Source organism: Aquimarina acroporae (assembly GCF_023195925.1).
GTDB classification, from domain to species: domain Bacteria; phylum Bacteroidota; class Bacteroidia; order Flavobacteriales; family Flavobacteriaceae; genus Aquimarina; species Aquimarina acroporae.
In genome coordinates this window covers 305331-329044 of record NZ_JALPRE010000009.1, presented here as the reverse complement: position 1 = coordinate 329044, position 23714 = coordinate 305331, and the positions used below count along the sequence as shown (strand labels likewise).

Here is a 23714-nt window from a genome sequence, read left to right as displayed (position 1 = left end):
GTCTGTAGCCTAAATGATTCTACCTGTATATAGTTCTTTATTTTATGCATTTAAAATCCTATACGACCATGATAAAAAAAGCATGCATAGTATTGCTTCTTGTGACTGTTCTCTCTTGCAACCGTCGAACTAAAACTGAAGACGTGTTTTCTGAAAAAAACAAAATGTTTGAGATGATCTCTCCAACAGTATCCAACATAAATTTTGAAAACACCATTTCTGAAACATTAGCTTTTAATTTTTTAAACTATTCATACATCTATAATGGTGGAGGGGTTGCAGTAGGAGACATTAACAACGACGGACTCGATGACATCTATTTCGGCTCAAATCAGGCTAGCAATAAATTATACCTCAACAAAGGTGATTTCATTTTTGAAGACATCACAGAAATTGCAATGGTCACAGATGAAATTGGATGGACTACCGGCGTTTCTATGATTGATATAAATGGTGACGGATGGCTAGATATCTATGTTTGCAAATCTGGTGAACTAAAAGAACCTAAAAAACGAAAAAACAAACTCTACATAAACCAAAAAGATGGGACTTTTCTAGAACAAGCTCGTCAGTTTGGGCTCGATTCTGAAGCTTTCTCTACACAAGCCTATTATTTAGATTTTGACAAGGATGGTGATGTAGATATTTATCTGGTAAATCATCGCACAGATTTTAATAACAATGTCATAATTGATCCAAAAATTCAAAATGACTTTAGTTTAGAAAGTAGTGATCAGCTTTTTGTAAATGACAATGGTACTTTTAAAGACATTACTCCAGAATCCGGGATATTAAACAAAGCATGGGGTTTAAGTGCATCGATTGGAGATTTTAATGAAGATGGCTGGCCAGATATATACGTAGCTAATGACTTTCTGGAGCCTGATTTTTTATATATCAACAACAAAAACAATACGTTTACGAACAAAATCCTCGAAACTTTTGATCATATCTCTGCTAACAGTATGGGCTCTGATTATGCCGATATTAACAACGATTTAAAGCCTGATCTTATCGTGTTAGACATGCTCTCAGAGGATCATCAAAGAAGCAAAGAAAATATGGCAACTATGAGTACTGATAACTTCAATTTTCTTGTTGAAAAGGGGTATCATCATCAATATATGTCGAACATGCTGCAAATAAATTTAGGGAAAGGTACCTATAGTGAAATAGCACAGTTATCTGGTATTGCCAAAACTGACTGGAGTTGGGCTCCTCTAATTGCTGATTTCAATAACGACGGATTTAATGACCTATTTGTTACCAATGGTATAAAACATGATCTGTCTAACCAAGATTTCAGAAATCGGATGAAGTCAAATATCATCAATCGTAAAAAAGTGACATTACAGCAAGCGATACAAATGATGCCCGCAACCAAACTACCCAATAAAATGTTTCTAAATAATCGTGATGCTACTTTTAAAACTGTTTCAGAAGAATGGGGATTTGATCAAAAAATAAATTCTAATGGCGCAGCCTATTCAGATCTTGATAATGATGGAGATTTAGACATAATTATTAATAATCAGGATGATATTGCAACTATTTATAAAAATAACCAGACCAATAATTTTCTAACGATTTCACTGAATAGTTCTAAAAAAGAAGGAACAACGATAGGAACTTCTGTATTTTTATATTACCAAAATCAAAAACAAATAAAAAAATTGTACTCCTGCAGAGGGTTTCAATCTTCTGTAACAAAAGCGCTTCACTTTGGTTTAGGAGATGCAAACCAAGTTGATAGTATAATGGTTTATTGGCCCGATGGAAAGTCGACACATCTTAGCAATATAAAGGCAAATAAAAAACTACACATTAATAAAGAGGATCATACCCATTCCAATTCTCCTATAACCAAATCTCCAGAAAATATTACCGTTTATAATAGTAATGAATTTGGGGTGCATTATAAACATGAAGAACAACTTTTTGACGATTATGCTTTACAACTATTACTCCCTCAAAAACAAAGTGAAAAAGGGATTCCTATTGCAGTGGCAGATGTAAACAATGATGGTAAAGATGATTTTTTTGTTGGCAATGCAAAAGGCGCAGTACCTGCTTTATATATTCAAAACGACAAAGGCACTTTTGATCTCTCTAATACTCAAGTTTTTAAAAATGATAGAGATTTTGAAGATCGAAAGTCCCTATTTTTTGATTATGATAATGATGGAGATCTAGATTTGTTTGTTGCCTCCGGAAGCTATGAAGATTCAGAAGCAAGTGATACTCTTCGAGACAGATTATATGAAAATGATGGTTTAGGAAACTTTATCCATAAAGAAAACGCTTTACCAATTAAAAGGTCTGTTACAAGTACTGTTGCCTTTGCAGATATCGACAACGATGGTGATCTAGATATATTCATTGGTAGTGGTGTTATACCCGGTAAATATCCATCTTCATATTCCTCATATATACTACAAAATGAAAATGGAAAATTTGTAGATCAAACCTCATCTTTAGCTAAAGACCTTAAGAGCACAAAAGTTGTTAACGATGCCATTTTTTCAGATTATGATAATGATGGAGATCAAGATCTATTTATAGTTGGAGAGTGGTCACCAATACTTATTTTTGACAATACCAATGGTAAATTTTCAATTAAAAAAAACACCTCTACAGATAAATTATCTGGTTGGTTTAATACCATAGCCCCTTCAGATATTGATCAAGATGGGGATATCGATTATGTAGTAGGAAACCTTGGGGATAATAATAAATTTAAACCCTCAATCACCAAACCTTTACACATTTATGCTGCCGATTTTGATAGTAACGGAAGTATGGACATTGTATTAAGTAAATCCTCTAAAGAAGGATTACTTTTACCAGTGAGAGGAAAAGAATGCTCTTCACAACAAGTCCCTCGGCTATCGCATAAATTTAAAACCTATAATTCATTTGCTTCTGCATCATTGAACGATATCTACGGAAAACAAAATCTAGAAAACGCACTGCACTACACTTCAACCTATTTTACAACTTCACTTTTAAAAAATAATGGAAATGGAAATTTTGATATCATAGCATTACCTATTGAAGCACAATTTGGTCCAACAACTGATTTTTTAATTGAAGATTTTAATTTAGATGGTCATTTAGACATTTTTGGTATCGGTTCATTGTATGAAGCTGAAGTAGAAACCATTCGGTATGATAGTAATAAGGGGTACTTCTCGTTTAGCGACAAAAAACAGAAAAACAACCTGTTCTCATCTACCTTTCTATGCAATAAACTAACATCGTTACAACCGAAAGCCATGGAATTTATAAATATACAAGGGGAAAAATATATTTTGCTTTTCAACAAAAACGGAGAACTTAAATTTTTAAAATGGGATTTTAAACAAAAACCTCTATAATAGCAGCCACACTATTACAGAGGTTCCACAATTAAAAACTAATTTAAACTACCTTAATTACATGTACCTATAGTCTTCCACCAGTGTTCTCCACTTCCTGGAGTCACCCATATTGGCCCTGTTTGAGCCTCATAAAGTGCTCCCTGGTATACTACTCTATCTCCTTGATTATATATTGTTGGGTATGCTTCCCAACTTGCAACTCCGCTACAAGAACCACTTCCTCCTCCATCAGATTGCACAGTAATACTTACCCCATTAGAGGTCTTAGTTCCTCCAGAATTATCGGTTGCCACTGCAACTATAGAGTAGCTACCTGTATTTGCATTTGACCATGAAAAGCTAAAAGGGCTAGTACTATCTTCACCTAATTTATTACTTCCTTCAAAGAATTCTACCTTAGCTATTGTACCATCGCTATCTGATGCATCTGCAGTAATCGTAATCGTTGTCCCTTGAGTAAAATTGTTATTGTTGGATGGAGAAGTTATCGTTACCGAAGGTAATTGATTATCTCCGGTTCCTCCGCCATCACCACAATCTTGAACTAATTCCCATGGCTTACCATTACCAGTATTCGAAGAGGGGGTGTCTCCTTGAGTCCACCATTTTGCGCGATACAATTGGTTTTGGTATACTACTTCTTGACCACCGGTATATGCTGTTGTAGCATTCCACGGTGCCGCATTACAGACAGTACCATCACCTCCACCATCTCCACCACCATCTCCTCCGGTATAAGGTGACTCTGGGTAGTTTTCGGCATTAGATATAGCCTGAGCTTGTGAAACACCACCTAAGACCTGACTTGCTACATATAAATATCCATAGGCAGAAGATGAACCATCTCCTAACAATAATTGCCAAATCATGATACCATCATTGTTCGCATTATTAGCACCAATATGCCCAGACAGTTCTGCCATATTCTGATAGGTATATGTATAATAAGGTCCCCATGGTTCGTTGGGATAATGTGTTCCTGCTGCAATAGAAAAACCATATTGATCTGCATAGTGCTTATACGCATCATACATTATTTTTCTATTACTAGCTGCGCCGGTGTTATACCCTTGATATGCGATTAAATCGATTTTATCCCCTACAGCTTTCATAACTGGGATCATATGACCTGTTGTTGCAAAACCATATAAACTAATTGCTTGATTTGGAGAGGTAGCATTATAAAGGTTAGCATCTGATTCTCCTGTGACACTATTTCTATTAGCATACGCAAATGGAGATGCTGGATCATCATTATTTAAACCACCTAATGCACCTACACCTGCTGGAGCACATGCCAATAAATATTGCCCTTTTGGCATTATGGCTCTCGAATTATTAAAAAAGTCTATAAATCTTTGCACATTAATTGGCTCTCCGATGGTCGCAAAGCTTCCGTTGGGCTCAAAATCCCAATCGATACCTTCGAACCCCATATCATCTACAAGATCTTTGATTTGTTGGTAGTTAATATCATAGGCTGCATCTGAACCCCAGTAAGTTTCTCCTCCTACAGATAAAATTACTTTGATTCCTTTTTCTTTTAAAATGGATACAGATTCCTTTAAGGTAGCTCCACCATATGGAGTTTGTATACCAGTATTAGTGATATCTAAAGATCCTTTTTGATATCGTAAATTTGGTCTTGCAAAAGCCAAAAAAACGTGAGTAACATGTTTAGGGATATCCCTTAGCTTTGATCCTTGGCCAGTTGTTGTCCAACTCTCTGACCATGAAGGAAAATATCCTAAAATAATTGGTTGTGTAAGCGTTGTCTTATTATTTATTTGAATAGAAATATCTTCTTCCTGAAGATCATTTACAAAATTTTCATTACTGCAAGAATACAATAATGCAAATAGCATGAATAACGAAACAATGTTTTTAAGTGGTTTCATAATATAATTAGAGATTTGTGTTAGGTAATTTTATATCATATAGATTTCTTTAGAGTAAATACGAATAATGAGCATTAAAGGACCAGAAGCGTACTTCCAGTCCCTTATATAAATCACATTAATCTTAAAAATTTCCGCCGGGAGTATCCCACCACAAACGGGTACCCGCATTATCTGGACCTCCTAATTTGGTTACTGCGTTTGCAACACCATCAGGATTAGTTTGCAATTCGCTATCGACAAATGGAATTCTTCTAATTTGTAAATCAGTATCTACAACTCCACCACTTTGATTGCTAACAACCGGGAATATTTTAGGATAGCCAGTACGGCGGTACTCGCTCCATGCTTCCTGACCTTCGGGAAACATTGCAATCCATTTTTGAGTGATGATTCTCTCTAATTTCTCCTCGTTGGTAGCTGCCTCATTCCAGGCAATAGTGATATCACTTAAAGCTGCAATGTTATTTGCAGGTGTTACCGGATCTACATAGTCGATAGGAGTGCGAGTAGTATTAGATATATAATCTGAAACACCAGGCAAACTATATTGTTGAAAAGAAGCCGTAATTCCTTGTTCATAGTTCGCTTGCACTCCTCCTGCTCCTGTCCATCCTCGTAAACCAGCTTCTGCTTTTAAGAAATATACTTCTGCTGCAGTCATTAACTGAATACTAGGGGTCAATACTTCATCAGACAATAGAGAGAAGGTAATATAATCTGCTTTCTGAGCTAGTTCATCATCATATCCTGTTAATAGAGGAAGACCATTGCGGATTCCTTTAAAGGCCCCTTCGACCACTTCTGACATATTAAAATAACTCTCTGCTCTAGGATCTTCATAGCCGACCAATATAGATTCCATAGAAGCGTTCATTCTAATATCTCCCCAGGAGTTATTAATTGTTTTGATAGGGTGATCTAGAGTTCCATTCACAAAAAAGCTATCGGCATTCGCTTCAATCACACCTACTGGGTGACTTAGTGATTTTTCTCCTTCAGATTTTGCTTTTGCAGGAGCTACTTTAGAAATTCGAATCGCCAATCGCAACCGAAGTGAATTGGCATACTTAATCCAGCTCTCATAGTTTCCTCCGTATGCCAAATCGAAAGCTGTAAATCTTGGACTATCGATATTGTCTGACAAAATCTGAATAGCTTCTTCTAGGTCAGTAAAAAATGCATTATATGCTTCTTCTTGTGAGTCATACTCACTTGTTGTCGCAGACTCTCCAAACTTTGTATAAACAATAGGACCAAATACATCGGCTACCCTATGCATTGCAGTTACCTTAAGAATTTGAGACACCGCGAATAACTCAGGAAATTCATCTTTAGTCTCATTTTCTATGGTTTTGGCGTTATTCATTACATTAGAATAAGGCACACTCCAAATGAAGTTATTCCAACCACTCACAAGATTGTAAGTAGTATTATTAGCTCCTGCTACAAATGGCCTTGGGTTAGTCATATATCCTGAAAACACATCTGCATTTAGGTTTTGCTGCAACTGGTATGACCACGGCGGAGTATATTGATAAATATTTTCAAACATGGGCTTATACAAAGACCCTACATTCTGAAAATCTACGGCTAATTGTTCGTCGGTAATATTTCTGGGATTTCCGTCAAGATCTTCAAGTCCTTCAGAACAAGAAAAGACAGAAAGCAGCATGAATCCCAAACAGATAATATTTATATTTTTCATGTCGTGCTTATTAAAAAGTTAAATTAAAGTTTAATCCCCAACTTCTAGTTGAAGGCAGTCCTAGTACATCTACTCCTTGCAATGCATTTCCAGTACTTAAGGATACATTAGGATCATGAGGAGCATCTTTATAGAAAAAGAACAAATTATTCCCGATAAGTGATGCTTTAATAGTTCTAAAGAAAGAATTCTCAGACAGCTTAAAATTGTATCCCAAAGCAAATTCTGCCAATCTTACATTGGTTGCACTATAAACATATTCCCCCGTAAATCCGTTTCTACCACCAACTAACCCGTAATACTCCTGCGCAGTTAATGTTGAAACGGTTCCTGTAGGACTTACTACCTCAACTGGAGCATTTGTAGTTTCCCTTTGAGTATTGTTACTCAACCCTTCAACTATAGCTTCAGTCATACTAATAGTTTCTCCACCAAACTTCCCATCAATTAAAAAGTCAAGACTTATATTCTTATAGCTAAATGAGTTATTCCATCCTAGTGTAAAATCTGGATTCGCATTTCCTATTTTCTCAAGGCCTGCAATAGTGTTATCAGGGTTTTCATCATTAATAACAATAGCTCCAGCATCTACTACCGGTCTACCATTGGCATCTCGTTTTACCACCTGCGCATAGATGTCTCCATAGGATCCTCCTTCGACCAAATAAGAAGCAAAAGTATTTACTCCCGGAGGAGAGATCACTTGATTATCTATTTGAACATCATCTGAAGGATTACTTATTTCTTCTACCACATTGTCATTGGCTGCGAAGTTGATATTTGATGTCCATTTAAAATTATCTGTCTGTATTGGAGTGATAAAAATTGAAGCTTCAAATCCTTCATTAATAATATCTCCAGAATTTACTCCCACGGTTACAGATCCTGTTCCTGTAGAAACCGGAACCTGAAAATATTGATCGATAGTGCTGGTTTGATAGTAGCCAAAATCGAATCCAAAACGATTATCAAAAAACCTCCATTCTGTTCCAATCTCAAAAGAACGCTGTTGTTCTGGTCGAACTTCTCCCAATGGTCTTACTGGGTCTAGTGGGCTCAATCCTCCTCCAAAAAGAATTTGTCTTTCAGGAAATACAGTATTTGCAGGAAGATCATTTCCTACCTCGGCATAAGACCCCCTAATTTTTGCAAAGGATATACGGTCTCCCATATCAAACATTTCAGTCAAAATACCAGTTACCCCTACCGATGGATAGAAATAAGAATTATTACCTGATGGTAATGATGAAGACCAATCGTTACGTGCAGTAAGATCAACAAATACTTTTTCGTTAAAACCAACAGTTGCACTGGCAAAAACAGAGTTCACCTGCTTATCTAAAGAATTCTGAAATATAGATACTTGTGGGTTCGCATTAAAATTCTGGACAGAAAATACATTTGCAAACTGTAAACCTCCATTTGTTCCAGAATCTGCATTTAGCACTTCTAAGGTAGTTCTGGTTGTACTTGTTCCAATATTAGCAGATAAAGTGATGTTATTAAATTGTTTATTTATAGTGGCTATAATATCGCCATATAACTGTCTAATATCTTGTTCATTAAAAATATATCTACCGTTGGGAGGTGCAAGCGTAGCTTCGGTAGTAGCGTGCACTTTTTTTTCGAAACCTAAAAAAGTTTGATCGTAGGTTCCTCGTGTTTGAACAGAAAACCAATTATTAACTTTAAATTTCAAACTCATAGATGCTAAAAACTTTCTACTTACATCTTCACTTGCATTTCTATTCAATATCCAATACGGATTTTGTTCGATATCTGAAGTTGCTCTAAACCATCTTTGACTCTGAATGTTTCTGTTAGGGTCTAATTCTTCAAAATTTTCGTAATTAGATAGTCGCTCTCCGGGAGAATCAAAATTATAAGCTCCTACCAATGGATTAAAATACAAACCAGAAACAGGTCGGTTATCAATACTTTGAGTGGTTGCTAACACGCTAGCGTTTGCGGTTAAGACACCATCGAAAAAGGTTGCATTTTCCCTCAGGTTAATAGTATGCTGGCTTAAGTTATTGGTTGGTAAAATTCCCGAAGCGAAAGTATTGGAGTATGAAAAATATGTTTGAGCATTTTCACTACCTCCAGATAAGGATACAGAATTTATATTGGTGACCCCTGTATTAAAGAAATCCTCAATATCTTTCTCTGCTCTATCATTTAAATCAATATAATAGGCAGCAGATTCAACTAATATATTTGAAGAAGCATCTACCTTAAAGCTTCCTGTTCTTCCCTTCTTAGTTGTTATTAATATAACCCCATTTAAACCGGCACTACCATAAAGTGCAGAAGCCGATGCTCCTTTTAATACGGTTAAGGATTCTATATCATCGGGATTAATAAGAGACAAAACATCTCCACCATCCCTGTTACCTCCGTTAATATCTCCAAAAGTATTTTGCGGTTGTCCTCCGGTTGGATTTGATAACGGTACTCCGTCTACCACATATAACGGTTGGTTGTTCCCTAATGAGGAGTTTCCTCTTAGCGTTACTTTTACAGATCCTCCTGCCCCAGATGAGCTTCGATTGATTACAACACCCGATACTTTACCAGAAAGGCTATTTACCGGATTGGTTTGCTTTACTCTATTAAGCTCATCGGCATTAATATCTTGAGCCGCATAAGTAAGAGATTTTCGGCTCTTTGCAATTCCCAAGGCTGTTACGACCACATCGTCAAGTTGTTCTAAATTTTCCTCCATAGAAACATCGATAGTATTTGATGTTCCTACCGTTACTGTAACTGATAAAAGACCGACATAACTAAACTCTAAAACATCTCCCACAGATGCATTAATTGTATAACGGCCATCAAAATCTGTTTGTGCTCCTGTTGTTGTTCCCTTTACAATAACATTAACCCCTGGCAGCGGCATTGAATTGTCGCCTGCAGAAGTTACTGTTCCCGAAATCGTCTTTTCCTGTGCCTTTATCTGTTGTATCATTAAAAGAGATAAAAACACAGAAAAAACTAGAATAGTTCTTTTCATGAAATTAAATTGATTTGTTTGATTATTTCAGTTTTAAAGGTTTTATGAATAAACTGGAAAAAGAAATTAAATATCTAAACAACACCAAAAAAACAATAAACGACACGTTTCTTAAGATCAGTGTTTTTTGAATTGAGTACTTTTTGAAATATTCTCTAAAGTATTTTGTTTTTCAGTAAAAAAACACATAATTTTTTCACGTTTTTTAACAATTTATCATAAAAAACAGCGTAACGCTATGCTTGGATGGAACGTAAAAAATGAAGATAACAGTATGCCAATAAAGTATCATTTTATATTTTGGGCTGGGTACTTTTTGATCAATTTTGTTCGATGGGGAAGTTATTTTAATGATTATATATATTCTCTAAAATCAAATTTGGTAGAGTTTTTTATTCATATACCTATTACCTATTTTCACATATACTATCTAATTCCTAAACTAATCGTAAAAAGGAAAATATCGGTCTATTTTGTGGCTTCTGTATTAACGCTTGCTGTGGCCTATATTGTTAGAACTGAATTAAACCTTTTACTGGTTACCAGCAATATTTGGCCAGAAGCTATTGGAACTCAAAAAGCATATAGTTTCAATCATGTTGTTGCGGTAACTATCGGTGAAGTCTATGTAGTCGCTCTTGCCACTGCTATAAAACTTACTATGGATTGGATTGCCGAAAGAAAAAAGAATGCTCAATTAAAACAACTTCAACTCAAAACAGAATTAAAATATTTAAAATCTCAAATTCAACCTCATTTCTTTTTTAACACCTTAAACAACCTTTACTATCTAACTATAGAGAAATCTGAGAAGGCCTCTGATGTGGTTTTAAAACTATCAGAAATTATGCAATACGTCCTATATGACGTTAAAGAACCTAAAATAGGATTGTTAAATGAAATTAACTATATACAAAGTTATCTAGAACTAGAACGACTTAGGCATGGGGAAAAGGTTAATTCAGAAATTCAAATAAAAGGAAATATAGATGATATTACCATCCCTCCCCTTTTACTACTTCCTTTTATTGAAAATTGTTTCAAACATGGCAGCAGAAACAATGAAAACGTAAAACTAGATATTCACTTTGAGAATAGTAAAAATGAACAACTTATTTTTACTGCAAAAAACAATTTCAACTCTAATCAAATAAATGATAAAAAACGAGGTATTGGTATTGAGAATGTTAGAAGAAGATTAGAGTTATTATATAAAAACAAATACTCTTTAGAGACCAAAATAATAGATGATACGTTTAACGTATTACTAAAAATCCCCATAGTATGATTGTCAAATGCATTATAATCGATGATGAACCTTTTGCGATAAAAGTAATTGAATCGCATTTAGCTTCATTTAAAAACATAGAACTAATCGGGTCCTTTAATAATCCGTTGGAAGCTTTAGAAATTATTGAACAAGGGGAAGTAGATGCAATTTTCCTTGACATCAATATGCCCGGTATGAACGGATTAGACTTCATAAAAAACAGTAGAAACAACTATCAAATTATTATCACAACAGCCTACAGGGAATACGCAGTAGAAAGTTTTGAATTAGATGTTCTAGATTATTTGGTTAAACCCATTCCTTTTAATCGCTTTTTGAAAACGATCAATAAACTAAATCAGGTTATAAATAAAAATCAATCTAAAAATGAAGAATATCAGGGCAACAAAGAACCTTTTATTTTTCTTAAGGTTGACAAAAAACTGGTAAAAATACTTTTAAAAGATATTCTATTCATAGAAAGTCTTAAAGATTACATCAAGGTAATCACGACTCATGGTAATTATCTTGTCCATAAATCTCTTACCGGTATTACTGAAGAATTACCTAATTCTAATTTTATACGCGTTCATAGATCTTACACCATTGCTATAGATAAAATAAAATCTATTGAAGGAAATTTGGTAGAAATAGATGCTAAAAGAATTCCTATTGGACGTAATTATGCTAAACATGTAAAAGAAACCATTTTTAGCAACAACAAAGATTTACATATTTAAATATCATTTTTATGATCACACTATCAACTTTAGACCTAGTTCTAATATTTTCTTTTTTTACCCTTACTTTAATTATCGGAATTGTCGTTTCTAAAAAATCGGGAAAAAATACAAGCGAATTTTTCTTATCAGGTAGAAATATGCCTTGGTGGCTATTAGGTTTATCTATGGTAGCAACAACGTTTTCTACAGATACTCCTAACTTGGTTACAGATATTGTTAGAAAAGGTGGTGTTTCTGGTAACTGGGCCTGGTGGGCTTTTTTAATTACAGGATTACTAACAGTTTTTGTATATGCTAAGTTATGGAGGAAATCTAATGTAAATACTGATATTGAATTTTATGATCTTAGATATGGCGGAAAACCTGCTCACTTTCTTCGAGGATTCCGTGCTGTATATTTAGGGGTGGTGTTTAATGTTCTTGCTATGTCTGGAGTTACGTTGGCAGCTATAAAAATTGGGCAAGTGATGCTAGGACTTACTGCTCTGGAAACCGTGGGAATCGCTTCTGTGGTAACTGTTGTTTTTAGTGCTATAGGAGGTTTCAAAGGTGTTGTATATACGGATTTCATCTTATTTTTTACAGCAATGATTGGTGCAATAGGCGCGGCTTATTATATCGTTAATTTACCAGAAGTAGATGGTGTTACAAATCTTATTACACATCCTCAAGTAGCGGATAAAATTTCACTATTACCAGATTTCAATGATACGGAATTACTTATTTCTCTTCTTATCATACCCTTAGCAGTACAATGGTGGAGTGCCTGGTATCCCGGTGCAGAGCCAGGAGGTGGTGGATACATCGCGCAAAGAATGCTTGCTGCCAAAAATGAAAATCATGCCATAGGTGCAACATTTTTCTTTAACATAATGCATTATGCCATTCGACCATGGCCGTGGATTTTGGTAGCACTAGCCTCTCTGGTATTGTATCCAAAAGATGACCAAAATACGATGGAAGCTGCCAAACACAATTATATTGAAATGCAAAAATTGGCCGAAACAAGATCGCTTACAGACGAAGAACAAAAACGGATGGATACATATTACTTTGCTTCTGAGGGGTTAACTGCCATTCGAGAAGCTTTTCCCGAAGACAAAGTTCAAAAAGATAAAATCGGGCATGACATTGCCTATTCTGCAATGCTTACCAGATTACCATCTGGGCTACTAGGTATTGTATTAGCCTCCCTTATCGCAGCTTTTATGTCGACCATCTCTACGCATCTTAACTGGGGATCTTCCTATATTGTAAATGATTTTTACACCCAACAAATCAACAAAAAAGCATCAGAAAAAGAATTGGTACTTGTTGGTAGAATTTCGACAGCCATATTAATGGTTCTTAGTGCCGCTTTAGCATTATTACTTACCAACGCCAAACAATTATTTGACTATATCATCATGTTTGGTGCAGGAACGGGACTAATCTTTATATTACGTTGGTTTTGGTGGAGAATTAATGCCTGGAGTGAAATATCAGCAATGTTTGCTTCTGGAATCGTTTCCATTGTTTTTAGTTTAGAAACTGTTAATCTTGCCTTATTTGGAGAAGGAATGCTTCCTGGCTGGTCCAAATACCCTATGGTAGTAGGGATCACTTCGATCATTTGGTTACTTGTTACTTTTTTAACGAAACCTGAAGACGACAAAGTACTATTTGACTTTTATAAGAAAATTCAACCAGGTGGCCCAGGTTGGAAAAATACCCTACAAAAAGCTCAAAAACAACAAGAAAATATTCAAAACGGTAACAGCACATGGAGTGTTCCTTCAGGTATTCTGGCAATGATCGTTGGTTGTATTTTAATCTATGGTGTGCTTTTTGCGATGGGATATTGGATTTATGGGCAGTACACTTTTGCAATTATTTTAACAATAGTTGTTATAGTTGCTACCTACATTTTAACTAAGTTGTGGAAGAAAATTAAAGCGACTATTTTATAACTTTCATTACATAACAAATGAATAAACTATATCTGTATCTAATAACTACATGTATAGTATCGACAATGTTTGCTCAAGAAACAAAATTTAGCAAACAAGATACCCTTCGAGGTTCCATTACTCCCGAAAGAATTTGGTGGGACCTCACATATTACCATTTGGATATAAAAGTGGATCCTGATCAAAAAACTATAAGCGGAAAAAACACTATTCAATATAGGGTTCTCAAGCCACATCAAAAAATACAAATCGATCTTCAACCGCCATTGAAGATTGAAAAAGTACTTCAAGATAATAAAGAACTAGTGGTCACTTCTGATGGAAATGCGCATTTCATTACTCTGGTCAAAGATCAGGAGAAAAACAAGGTAAATGCGATTGAAGTTTATTACAGCGGAAAGCCTAGAGAAGCTGTAAATGCCCCGTGGGACGGAGGAATTTCATGGAAAAAAGACACAAATGGAAAACACTTTATAGCCTCTTCTTGTCAAGGTCTTGGAGCCAGTGTTTGGTGGCCTAATAAAGATCATATGTACGATGAAGTAGATAGTTTACTTATTAGTGTTAATGTTCCCAAAGAGTTAATGAATATTTCTAATGGTCGTCTTCGTAAAATTGAAGAACTCGATGATGATACCAAAACTTTCCATTGGTTTGTAAATAACCCTATCAACAACTACGGAGTAAATATCAATATTGGTGATTATGTTCATTTTGGAGAAAAATATGAAGGAGAAAAAGGAACTCTGGATATGGATTATTATGTTCTAAAAGACAATTTAGAAAAAGCTAAAAAACAATTTAAGGACGCACCAAAAATGATGAAAGCCTTCGAACATTGGTTTGGACCTTATCCCTTTTATGAGGATAGTTTTAAGTTGGTAGAAGTGCCTTATTTAGGTATGGAACATCAAAGTTCTGTCACCTATGGAAATAAATATAAGAATGGATATCTTGGCCGAGATCTTTCTGGTAGTGGATGGGGATTGAAATTTGATTTTATCATCATTCATGAAGCTGGCCATGAATGGTTTGCTAATAACATCACCCATAAAGATGCCGCAGACATGTGGATTCATGAAGGATTTACAGCATACTCAGAGAACCTCTTCCTCGATTATTATCACGGAAAAAAAGCTTCTGCAGAATATGTTATAGGTACAAGAAGAAATATCCAAAATGACCGCCCTATTATTGGCACCTATAATGTGAACCAAGAAGGATCTAGTGATATGTATTATAAAGGTGCCAATATGTTGCATACCTTAAGACAACTTATCGAGGATGATGAAAAATGGAGATCTATTCTAAGAGGCCTTAATAAAGATTTTTATCACCAGACGGTTACTACCAAGCAGATTGAAGATTACATCAGTAAAGCTACTAATATTGATTTAACCGAGTTCTTTAATCAATACCTTAGAACTACGAAAATCCCTGTACTTGAATATACCTTTAAGAACGGAGAACTGAATTATCGATATACTAATATTGTTGAAAAATTTAATATGCCTGTACGCATTTTTGTAGATGAAAATCCATATTGGATACACCCAAATGCTAAATGGCAAACCAAAAGTTTTAAAGGAAATACAATCCAAATTGATACTAATTTTTATGTCAATATAAAATCATAAAGATGAAGGTTTTTAAAACCACCTTGCCTGAGAATTCTATATTGTTTGGAACAGCTTTTGACTATGCCGATAGCTATAAGAGTAATTTTTCTTCTTCTGAAGTTATTACCCAGAAGGAGTTGGGAAAAGCTTTTTTTCTATCAGCCCCCAAATGGGTAGGTGCGCTTATGACATTACGCAATACTATCGTATCAGTTTTCGGACTTAAAACAGGAGGCTCCATTACTAAAAGAAACCTGCAAAATGAGGATTTTGATTTTAAAAAAGGGCAATCGGTTGGTATTTTCAAAATATATGATAAAAACGAAAATGAAATCATAATGGGAGAAGATGATAGCCATCTTGATTTTAGAGTATCTCTATTACTTCAACCACAGAACGATCAAAAAGCGCTAACTATTTCTACATTAGTTACATTTAATAACTGGTTAGGTAAATTGTATTTTTTACCCGTAAAGCCTTTCCATAAAATAATCGTAAGAAATATGCTAAAAAGAACATTAAAAGAATTAGAACGTTAGATCAATAGTTTATGAAAATTTATTTCCCGCAATGGCAAGGTTCAGGTACAGGAGAGCATATCGAATCTGGTGCATATACGATATTGCAATATGTAAATGATCCTGATTTTATCAATATTTCATTATCAGATATTACTGCCGGCTCAACGGGTATTCAAAAACATTACATCAATAATTATGATGCTATTGTGGAACAATTGGGAAGGCTAAAGCAAGAAATATATTTAAATCAACCCGATTGGATAAAAACTATTGGTGGTGATTGTGGATTAGAGATTGTTCCTGTTTCTTATTTAAATTATAAGTATCCTAATTTAGGAGTTATTTGGTTTGATGCCCATGCAGATATTAATCGCCCTTGCGATTCTCCCAGCTGTAATTTTCATGGTATGCCACTTAGAACCCTTTTGGGTGAAGGTGAACCTAGCATGAATAACTTGCTTTTTTCAGCCATAGATGCATCACAAATTCATTATGTAGGACTCAGAGATATCGATAATACCGAATTAAACCGAATACAAAAAGATGGTATATACGCTCCTAAAAAAACTAACATTCAAGAACTAATAGCTCTGTTATCTTCTAAAAACATTACTCAATTATATCTTCATTTTGATTTTGATTGTTTAGAGCCTCAGGACTATGACAAAACCTATTATCAGGTACCCAAAGGCATTTCTATTGCTGAGGCAGAAGCTTGTATTACAGCACTTACTGACACCTTTGAAATCGTAGGAAGCAGTGTTTTGGAGTCTATAACTACCAAATCGAACGAATTAAAACCTATCGAAGGTATTATTCAACTATTAATAAAAGACTAATGATTTTTATTTAAAGATATCTTAGATTATGAAAGTTAAAGTAGGTTTAGTTCAAGATAGTCCTGTTTTTTTTGATAAAGAAAAAACATTACAAAAAATCGAAGCCATTACTAAGGAACAGGCTGCAACAGGATGTGAACTATTGGTATTTCCAGAATCATTTATCCCAGGATATCCTAGAGGTTTTTCGTTTGGAGCTATTATTGGAAGTAGAACCAAGGAAGGAAGAGCTCTATATTCAAAATATTACCAAAATAGTTTTGATATTAATAGTAATGACCTTATCAGATTAGAAAAATTATCAAAATCGCAGAACATATACCTGGTAGTAGGAGTTACCGAAAAAATAGACAGCAACGGCAGTTTGTATTGTTCTATGCTTTATATTTCTCCTAAAGAAGGTCTACTAGGTGTACACAGAAAAATTAAACCTACCGGCACCGAAAGAGTAATCTGGGGTGAAGCTGCTGGTGATTCTTTGGTCACATTCAAAACTAACATTGGAAAATTAGGTGGACTTATTTGTTGGGAGAATTATATGCCATTGGCCAGAATGTCGATGTATAAACAAGGAGTAGAAATTTATATTGCTCCTACCGCAGATTCACGAGAGGAATGGACATCTACCATGAAACACATCGCATTAGAAGGAAGGTGTTTTGTACTTGGTTGTAATCAATACTTCACAAAATCTATGTACCCTAAAGAATATCAGCATTTAGTACATGAGGAACCTGAAAATATGTGTCCCGGAGGGAGCATAATCGTTTCTCCCTTGGGAAAAGTCATTAAAGGCCCATTATTTAATAGCACAGGTGTACTCGTAGCCGAATTGAATCTGGAAGAAATACAACAGAGTAAATTAGATTTTGATGTTATCGGACATTATTCAAGGGATGATATATTTCATTTAGAAATAAAAGGTCAGCCTGATATAAAACATGAAAAATAAAAGGGCAAGGATTTTTCTTTTATAGTAGTTTCACACTTCTACAGAGAAAATTTTATATAATCTACTGTTTGTCTATAAATATCTACAATTCGGTAATTAAAATATTGAAATTCAAAACTAAAACCCAATCTTTGGTTCCATAAGTAAACAACCGTCAAAAATATCTATGGAACAAACAATAACAATTTTAATTTACATTCATGCTTTTCTAGGGGGACTTGGTTTAATATCTGGATTATTCAGTGTCATCACCAAAAAAGGTAGTTCTTTTCATAAAAAATTTGGAAAACTATTTTCAATAGGAATGATTGGTAGCTCACTCATATCGTTGCCTATTTGCTGGTTACCAAATCATAAAAATCTATTTCTTTTTTTAATAGGATTATTTACTATTTATCTGGTTTTAGCCGGCAACAGAGCACTTTCATTCAAAAACAAACATAAAAAAGGAGCTAACCTTTTAGATAAACTTATTTCAGGTGCCATGCTATTCTTTTCAATAGTTATGATTATTATAGGTATTTACGGTATTACAAATGCCATAGATAATAGTGTATTGTTTTTATTTTTTGGAGTTTTCGGAGCTTTCATGACGATAAAAGATTTTAAGTTTTATACTACTTTCTCAACATCGAAAAATGCATGGCTCAAAAATCATATAGGAAAAATGATAGGAGCATTTATAGCTTCTATAACCGCATTTATAGTTGCTGGAATCGGAATCGGAAGTCTTATAGCATGGATTACACCTTCAATTCTCGGAACGTTCTATATTATCTATTGGAATAGGAAAGTAAAACAATAAGACAGAGCATTTTTAGACCGTATTTTATATTTTTTTTGATCACCTGTAACAATTTCGAGCTTTTTGTATCAAAGGGAAAAACAAAACATAAAATATCATGAAAGCACTAAAAATTACATTCCTTTTATTCGCAATTGTAAGTTTAGGATATAGTCAATCATCCTCAATTAAAGTAGAAGTTATAGGAAAAGGAAATCCTGTAATATATCTACCAGGTTTTACTACTCCTGGAGCTATCTGGAAAGAAACTGTTGCTCATGTATCTACGGCTCACGAAGCTCATTTGGTTTCGTACGCAGGTTTTAATGGGATAGCTCCTATTGAGATGCCATGGTATAACACTATAAAGAATGAATTAATTCAATATATAAAAAATCAAAAACTAACCAATATAACGGTAATTGGTCACAGTATGGGTGGAAACCTTGCTACCCACTTAGCTGCCGAAATTCCAAATACGGTCTCAAACCTAATTATAGTAGATGCCTTGGCATGCATGCGAGAAGTAATGATGCCGGGGGTACCTGCTGATAACCTTCAGTATGAAAGCCCATATAACAATCAAGTAATAAACATGAATGAAGAGCAGTTTAAACAAACAGCTACCTTGATGGCAACCAATATGACAAATAAAAAAGATAAAATAGACGACATCATCAAATGGATCATGGAGGCAGATCGTAAAACATATGCTTATGGGTATACCGATTTATTAAAGCTTGATTTAAGAAACGCCCTTAGTAATATAAAAGCCAAAACTTTAATTTTAGGAGCATCTTTCCCTACTTCAGAAATAGCTAAAACAAACTTTGAAAAACAATACATAAACTTGCCAAATAAAACCCTTACGATGGCTTCAAATAGCAAGCACTTTATTATGTTTGATCAACCAGAATGGTTTTACAAACAAGTAAACGATTTCCTAACTCATGAGTAAAAAACAGCGACTACTCTTTAACCAAATATACGAGCAATGCTATGCCATGGTATTACAAATGTGTCTTGGTTTTGTGAAAGGAGATAAAGATATCGCCAATGATATCTCGCAAGAAGTATTCATAAATATCTGGAACGCGGTTGACAAATTTAAAGGAAAATCTTCTTATAAAACCTGGGTATATCGAATTACTATCAATACCTGTCTACAGTATTTGAGAAAAGAAAAAAACAAGAAACAATTATCTCTCGAAAAAGTAGAACACACACTTGTTTCAGATATAAAAACCAGTGATAATGATCCAAATAGTAAGCTGTATAGAGCCATAGGTAAACTTGAAGAACTAGATAGATTATTAATAATGATGGTGCTTGAGGGGCAAGATTATGATACCATTTCAGAGGTATTAGGAATTAAACCCACCAATGTTAGAGTAAAAATTCATAGAATAAAAAAAAGACTTAAAAAAATATTAGACCATGAGTAATGATTTTGATGCATTGCAAAGACAATGGCAAAAAGATAAGGAACAAGTAGAAAACAATTTAGAGAGTAAAGATGAAATGCTTGCTACTATAACTTCAAAAGGCAACTGGAGTCAACGATTTCATTATGGCAACATTATCGTACTCATTCTGGTACTGGTAGGGATCGGCTCTTTTTTCTATTTTGTTGCTCCCGTTCAAAAAACATTGAGTCATATTGGTATAGGTTTGATGACAGGAGGTTTAGCACTTAGAATATGTATTGAATTTATTAGTATATCAAAGCTTAAAAAGATTAATAGTTATGATACTGTGTTAAAAAGTACTAGTAGCGCACTTTCTTTTTATCAATTCAGAAAAAAAATTCATGGCCCGATAACCATTAGCATTATTGTCTTATATACTATTGGTTTTTTTCTGATTACATTTGAATTTGCATTGTACTTCTCATCGACCTCAATGGTACTTATTTATATTTCTTATGTGATCGGAGCCATAATACCGATTGTATTAGTTAGAAAAAACATCATCAAAGAAATCAAAATCTTGCACGATATCGTGCTTCTGAAAAACAAAATTATAGAAGAGCCTTCTACCTAAATAATGGTTTCAATTTATCAAAAGTGAAAATAATTTTTGGATAAACTGTAACAAACAAATTAAAACTACATCCTTAGAGCATAGCATGTTATAACATGCTATGCTCTAAGGTTTTTTATTCTAAATCCTAAAACTCATCAACATGAAGTCTTCTAACTCTTTTCATCATCACATCAATCTATTAAGCGAACGTCATTATATTTTAACATTCGTACTCATCTTTTTCTCTGCTCTGGCTTTTAACAATACGATCTGGGGAAATTCAAAATCGCTAAAACCCACTTTAAGCGCAGTCAGCATGTATTCAAATGGTACTGTGGCCCAAGCTTACCCTATTTCCAACATTGTTATAGACGGCAATACTTCAGATTGGCCCAAAGATCTCACTCGTTACCCTATAAATAAATTTCCATATGGAAACGAAATAAAAAACAAAGAGGATTTTGATGCCTATTTTCAGGTGGGATATAACCTTGAAGATCAATCTATATATTTTGTAGTTGTTGTTACCGACGATTCTTACATAGTAGACACCAGTAATAATTCAGACTGGAATACACAAGATACGTTTAATTTTTATATTGATGCCAAACATTCGCCAAACGGTTCTGGGGTAAATTTATACCAGTATGGAGAAAACTTTAAAGACACCAACAATCAATCTATTAGTTGGGATCCTACGATGAAACCTACCAGCTGGGACAACGTTAAAATAACATCTAAGCGCGAAGGAACCACCACCATTTATGAGTGTAAGATCATATTAAAAAATGAATTAGTAGCAGGAAAAACTATTGGAATGGATTATGTATTTATCGATAAGGACAGTGATGACGATAAAGGGAGTAATTCATTTATTGCATGGGGTGATGGAGGAGGAAAAAGTACTGGACCAGGTAGGCTCGGAGATTTAATTTTAATGAATAAAAAACAACCAAAAAACGCAATTACCGGGCAACTGCTATGGAAAAACAAAAAATTGAAAGGTTTTCCGAGCACCCTGCAGATTACTTCCAAAAATAACCCCAATTTATGGTTACAAACCAAAGTCGACTCTTTGGGTCAATATACGGTTGAACTTCCTACTGGGGAATATAGTATTAAACCTTCGCAAACTTTATTTTACCAAAATGAAGATGAATCTAGCGACGAAGATCTCTTCAGAATAGATGTACAAAATAGTAGTATCGATATTAGCATTACCGAAAATTCTTCGGTAAAAGTTCCAGACCTAGAATTATCGGTTATTGAGAGTCCTCAAATGATACCAAACAAAGGAATTCTACATGATTTTGATCCTAACCAACCATCATCTATAGATAATTTTATTACCAAATACCAGGAGCATTTTCAAATTCCTGGAGTATCCCTAGCCTTAATTAAGGAAGGGAAAGTGATCTATCATAAAACCTATGGGGTAAAAAATACCTTAACAAAATCTAAAGTAGATCATACTACATTATTTGAAGCTGCTTCTATAACCAAACCTGTTTTCGGATTTGCAGTAATGAGACTGGTAGAAAAAGGAATCATAGATTTAGACAAACCACTTTATGAATACCTCCCCTTTGAAGATATTGCTCATGACGACAGGTATAAACTCATTACAGCAAGACATGTACTTTGCCATCAAACCGGTTTCCCAAATTGGGCTTGGGCAAATAAAGATGGGAAAATCGATATTAAATTTACCCCTGGCTCCAAATATGGATATTCAGGTGAAGGGTTCGAATATCTAAAAAGAGTTGTAGTTCACATTACCGGTAAACATATAAATGAGATATTAAAGGACGAAGTATTAATCCCGTTGCAACTTAAGAACACCTATTTCTCAACAAACGATGTTTTGAAAAAAGTTGTTGCCAACGGACACTTTGACAATATGCCAACACAGGTAAACTTACCAGGAGAACCAGGAATGGCCTGGAGTATGCACACAGAGGCTAAAATATTTACAAACTTCTTGTTAGGAATATCTAATCGTAAAGTGCTACAACCAAAAACATATGAAGATATGTTTACCCTTCATACCGAAGTTCCTAAAGACGAAAATGATTCTACTCCTAAAGATTATAAAGACTATTTTGGTCTTGGAATATCTATACAAAAATCTCCATATGGATTAGCATTCGGTCATGGTGGTAATAATGGTGATTTCAAATGTTTAGCATTGATGTATCAAGACTTAAATATGGGGTTTGTGATATTTACTAATAGTAATACCGGTGATCGACTACATGAGGACCTTGCAGAATATCTTATTACCGGTAAACGCGAAAAAAGTAAATAAAATTAGTACTTTCATACGATCGTAAAAACCGATACTTGTATGTCCGACAAACCCGAATTGTATTTTAAAAATGATATAGAGTGGCGAGAATGGCTTCACCAAAACTATGATAAATCTAATGGAGTATATCTTATTTTTTATAAAGTAGAAGTCAAAAAACCAAGCATGCGTTGGGAAGAAGCTGTAAGGGTAGCTTTGTGTTATGGTTGGATCGACTCTACTGTTAAGAGACTAGATGAAGAGCGTCGTAGACAATACTTCTGTCCAAGAAAACCAAAAAGCGTCTGGAGTAAGGTCAATAAAAATCACATTAAAGAGCTTATCAAAAATAAACTCATGCATCAAAGTGGTTTGCATAGTATCAAAATTGCCAAACAAAATGGTTCCTGGATTGCTCTCGATGATGTCGAAAACGGTATTATTCCCGAAGATCTGCAAATAGCGTTTGATCAAAATATAAAGGCATTTAATAACTATCAAAAATTTGCCAGAGGATATCGCAAAAGTTATTTGTATTGGTTACAACAGGCAAAACGTAAAGAAACAAGAGACAAAAGAATTAATGAAATCATTAGGCTTTGCGAAGCAAATCAAAAATCGAGAGGTAATCGAGGGTAATCTATTGAATTGCTTACCAGCGCAATAGTTCGATTAACAACTCTTTAAGATATTTTTTTCTATAATTCCTTATTTTCGATTTATAGA

The 23714-nt window shown here is 34.4% G+C and carries 17 protein-coding genes; 14 read left to right on the top strand and 3 right to left on the bottom strand.

The annotated features are described in order from the left end of the window. Positions 1 to 68: 68 nt before the first annotated feature. Positions 69 to 3377, top strand: coding sequence for a VCBS repeat-containing protein (locus M0D21_RS15320; protein ID WP_248331068.1), 3309 nt, complete (start codon positions 69 to 71; stop codon positions 3375 to 3377). Positions 3378 to 3430: 53 nt separating this feature from the next. On the opposite strand, the gene M0D21_RS23080 is transcribed toward M0D21_RS15320, so the two are convergent. From M0D21_RS23080 to M0D21_RS15300, 3 genes are all read right to left on the bottom strand, one after another. After that, positions 3431 to 5278: an Ig-like domain-containing protein gene (locus M0D21_RS23080; protein WP_317250413.1), complete on the bottom strand. Its 1848-nt coding sequence runs from the start codon at positions 5276 to 5278 to the stop codon at positions 3431 to 3433. 124 nt (positions 5279 to 5402) lie between these two features. Then, positions 5403 to 6986, bottom strand: a complete 1584-nt coding sequence (locus tag M0D21_RS15305; protein ID WP_248331066.1) for a RagB/SusD family nutrient uptake outer membrane protein — start codon at positions 6984 to 6986, stop codon at positions 5403 to 5405. Between the two features lie 10 nt (positions 6987 to 6996). Further along, entirely contained in the window at positions 6997 to 9999 is a 3003-nt protein-coding gene (locus M0D21_RS15300; RefSeq protein ID WP_248331064.1) for a TonB-dependent receptor plug domain-containing protein, read from the bottom strand. A gap of 238 nt (positions 10000 to 10237) precedes the next feature. On the opposite strand from M0D21_RS15300, the gene M0D21_RS15295 reads away from it, so the two are divergent. The 13 genes from M0D21_RS15295 (at position 10238) to M0D21_RS15235 (ending at position 23627) form a co-directional block, all read left to right on the top strand. Next, complete coding sequence (locus M0D21_RS15295; protein WP_248331062.1) at positions 10238 to 11287, top strand: sensor histidine kinase; 1050 nt, start codon at positions 10238 to 10240, stop codon at positions 11285 to 11287. Continuing rightward, entirely contained in the window at positions 11284 to 12009 is a 726-nt protein-coding gene (locus M0D21_RS15290) for a LytR/AlgR family response regulator transcription factor (protein ID WP_248331060.1), read from the top strand. The genes M0D21_RS15295 and M0D21_RS15290 overlap by 4 nt, the downstream gene beginning before the upstream one ends. A gap of 11 nt (positions 12010 to 12020) precedes the next feature. Further along, positions 12021 to 13961 (top strand): sodium:solute symporter family protein, encoded by a 1941-nt coding sequence (locus M0D21_RS15285; RefSeq protein WP_248331058.1) that lies wholly within the window; start codon positions 12021 to 12023, stop codon positions 13959 to 13961. 65 nt (positions 13962 to 14026) lie between these two features. Continuing rightward, on the top strand, positions 14027 to 15598 hold the full coding sequence (locus M0D21_RS15280; RefSeq protein WP_248331056.1) for a M1 family metallopeptidase: 1572 nt from the start codon (positions 14027 to 14029) through the stop codon (positions 15596 to 15598). A gap of 2 nt (positions 15599 to 15600) precedes the next feature. Continuing rightward, positions 15601 to 16119, top strand: coding sequence for a DUF2867 domain-containing protein (locus tag M0D21_RS15275; protein WP_248331054.1), 519 nt, complete (start codon positions 15601 to 15603; stop codon positions 16117 to 16119). A gap of 11 nt (positions 16120 to 16130) precedes the next feature. Next, on the top strand, positions 16131 to 16940 hold the full coding sequence (locus M0D21_RS15270) for an arginase family protein (protein WP_248331052.1): 810 nt from the start codon (positions 16131 to 16133) through the stop codon (positions 16938 to 16940). A 28-nt stretch (positions 16941 to 16968) separates the two neighbouring features. Beyond that, complete coding sequence (locus tag M0D21_RS15265; RefSeq protein ID WP_248331050.1) at positions 16969 to 17892, top strand: carbon-nitrogen hydrolase family protein; 924 nt, start codon at positions 16969 to 16971, stop codon at positions 17890 to 17892. Positions 17893 to 18058: 166 nt separating this feature from the next. After that, entirely contained in the window at positions 18059 to 18697 is a 639-nt protein-coding gene (locus M0D21_RS15260; protein WP_248331048.1) for a hypothetical protein, read from the top strand. A 97-nt stretch (positions 18698 to 18794) separates the two neighbouring features. Next, positions 18795 to 19634: an alpha/beta fold hydrolase gene (locus M0D21_RS15255; RefSeq protein ID WP_248331046.1), complete on the top strand. Its 840-nt coding sequence runs from the start codon at positions 18795 to 18797 to the stop codon at positions 19632 to 19634. After that, entirely contained in the window at positions 19627 to 20121 is a 495-nt protein-coding gene (locus M0D21_RS15250) for an RNA polymerase sigma factor (protein ID WP_248331044.1), read from the top strand. The genes M0D21_RS15255 and M0D21_RS15250 overlap by 8 nt, the downstream gene beginning before the upstream one ends. After that, a complete protein-coding gene (locus M0D21_RS15245; RefSeq protein ID WP_248331042.1) occupies positions 20114 to 20719 on the top strand; it encodes a hypothetical protein in 606 nt (201 codons plus the stop codon). Before M0D21_RS15250 ends, M0D21_RS15245 begins: the two co-directional genes overlap by 8 nt. A gap of 142 nt (positions 20720 to 20861) precedes the next feature. After that, a complete protein-coding gene (locus M0D21_RS15240) occupies positions 20862 to 23009 on the top strand; it encodes a serine hydrolase (RefSeq protein ID WP_248331040.1) in 2148 nt (715 codons plus the stop codon). Between the two features lie 39 nt (positions 23010 to 23048). Continuing rightward, complete coding sequence (locus M0D21_RS15235) at positions 23049 to 23627, top strand: YdeI/OmpD-associated family protein (protein ID WP_248331038.1); 579 nt, start codon at positions 23049 to 23051, stop codon at positions 23625 to 23627. Positions 23628 to 23714 lie beyond the last annotated feature (87 nt).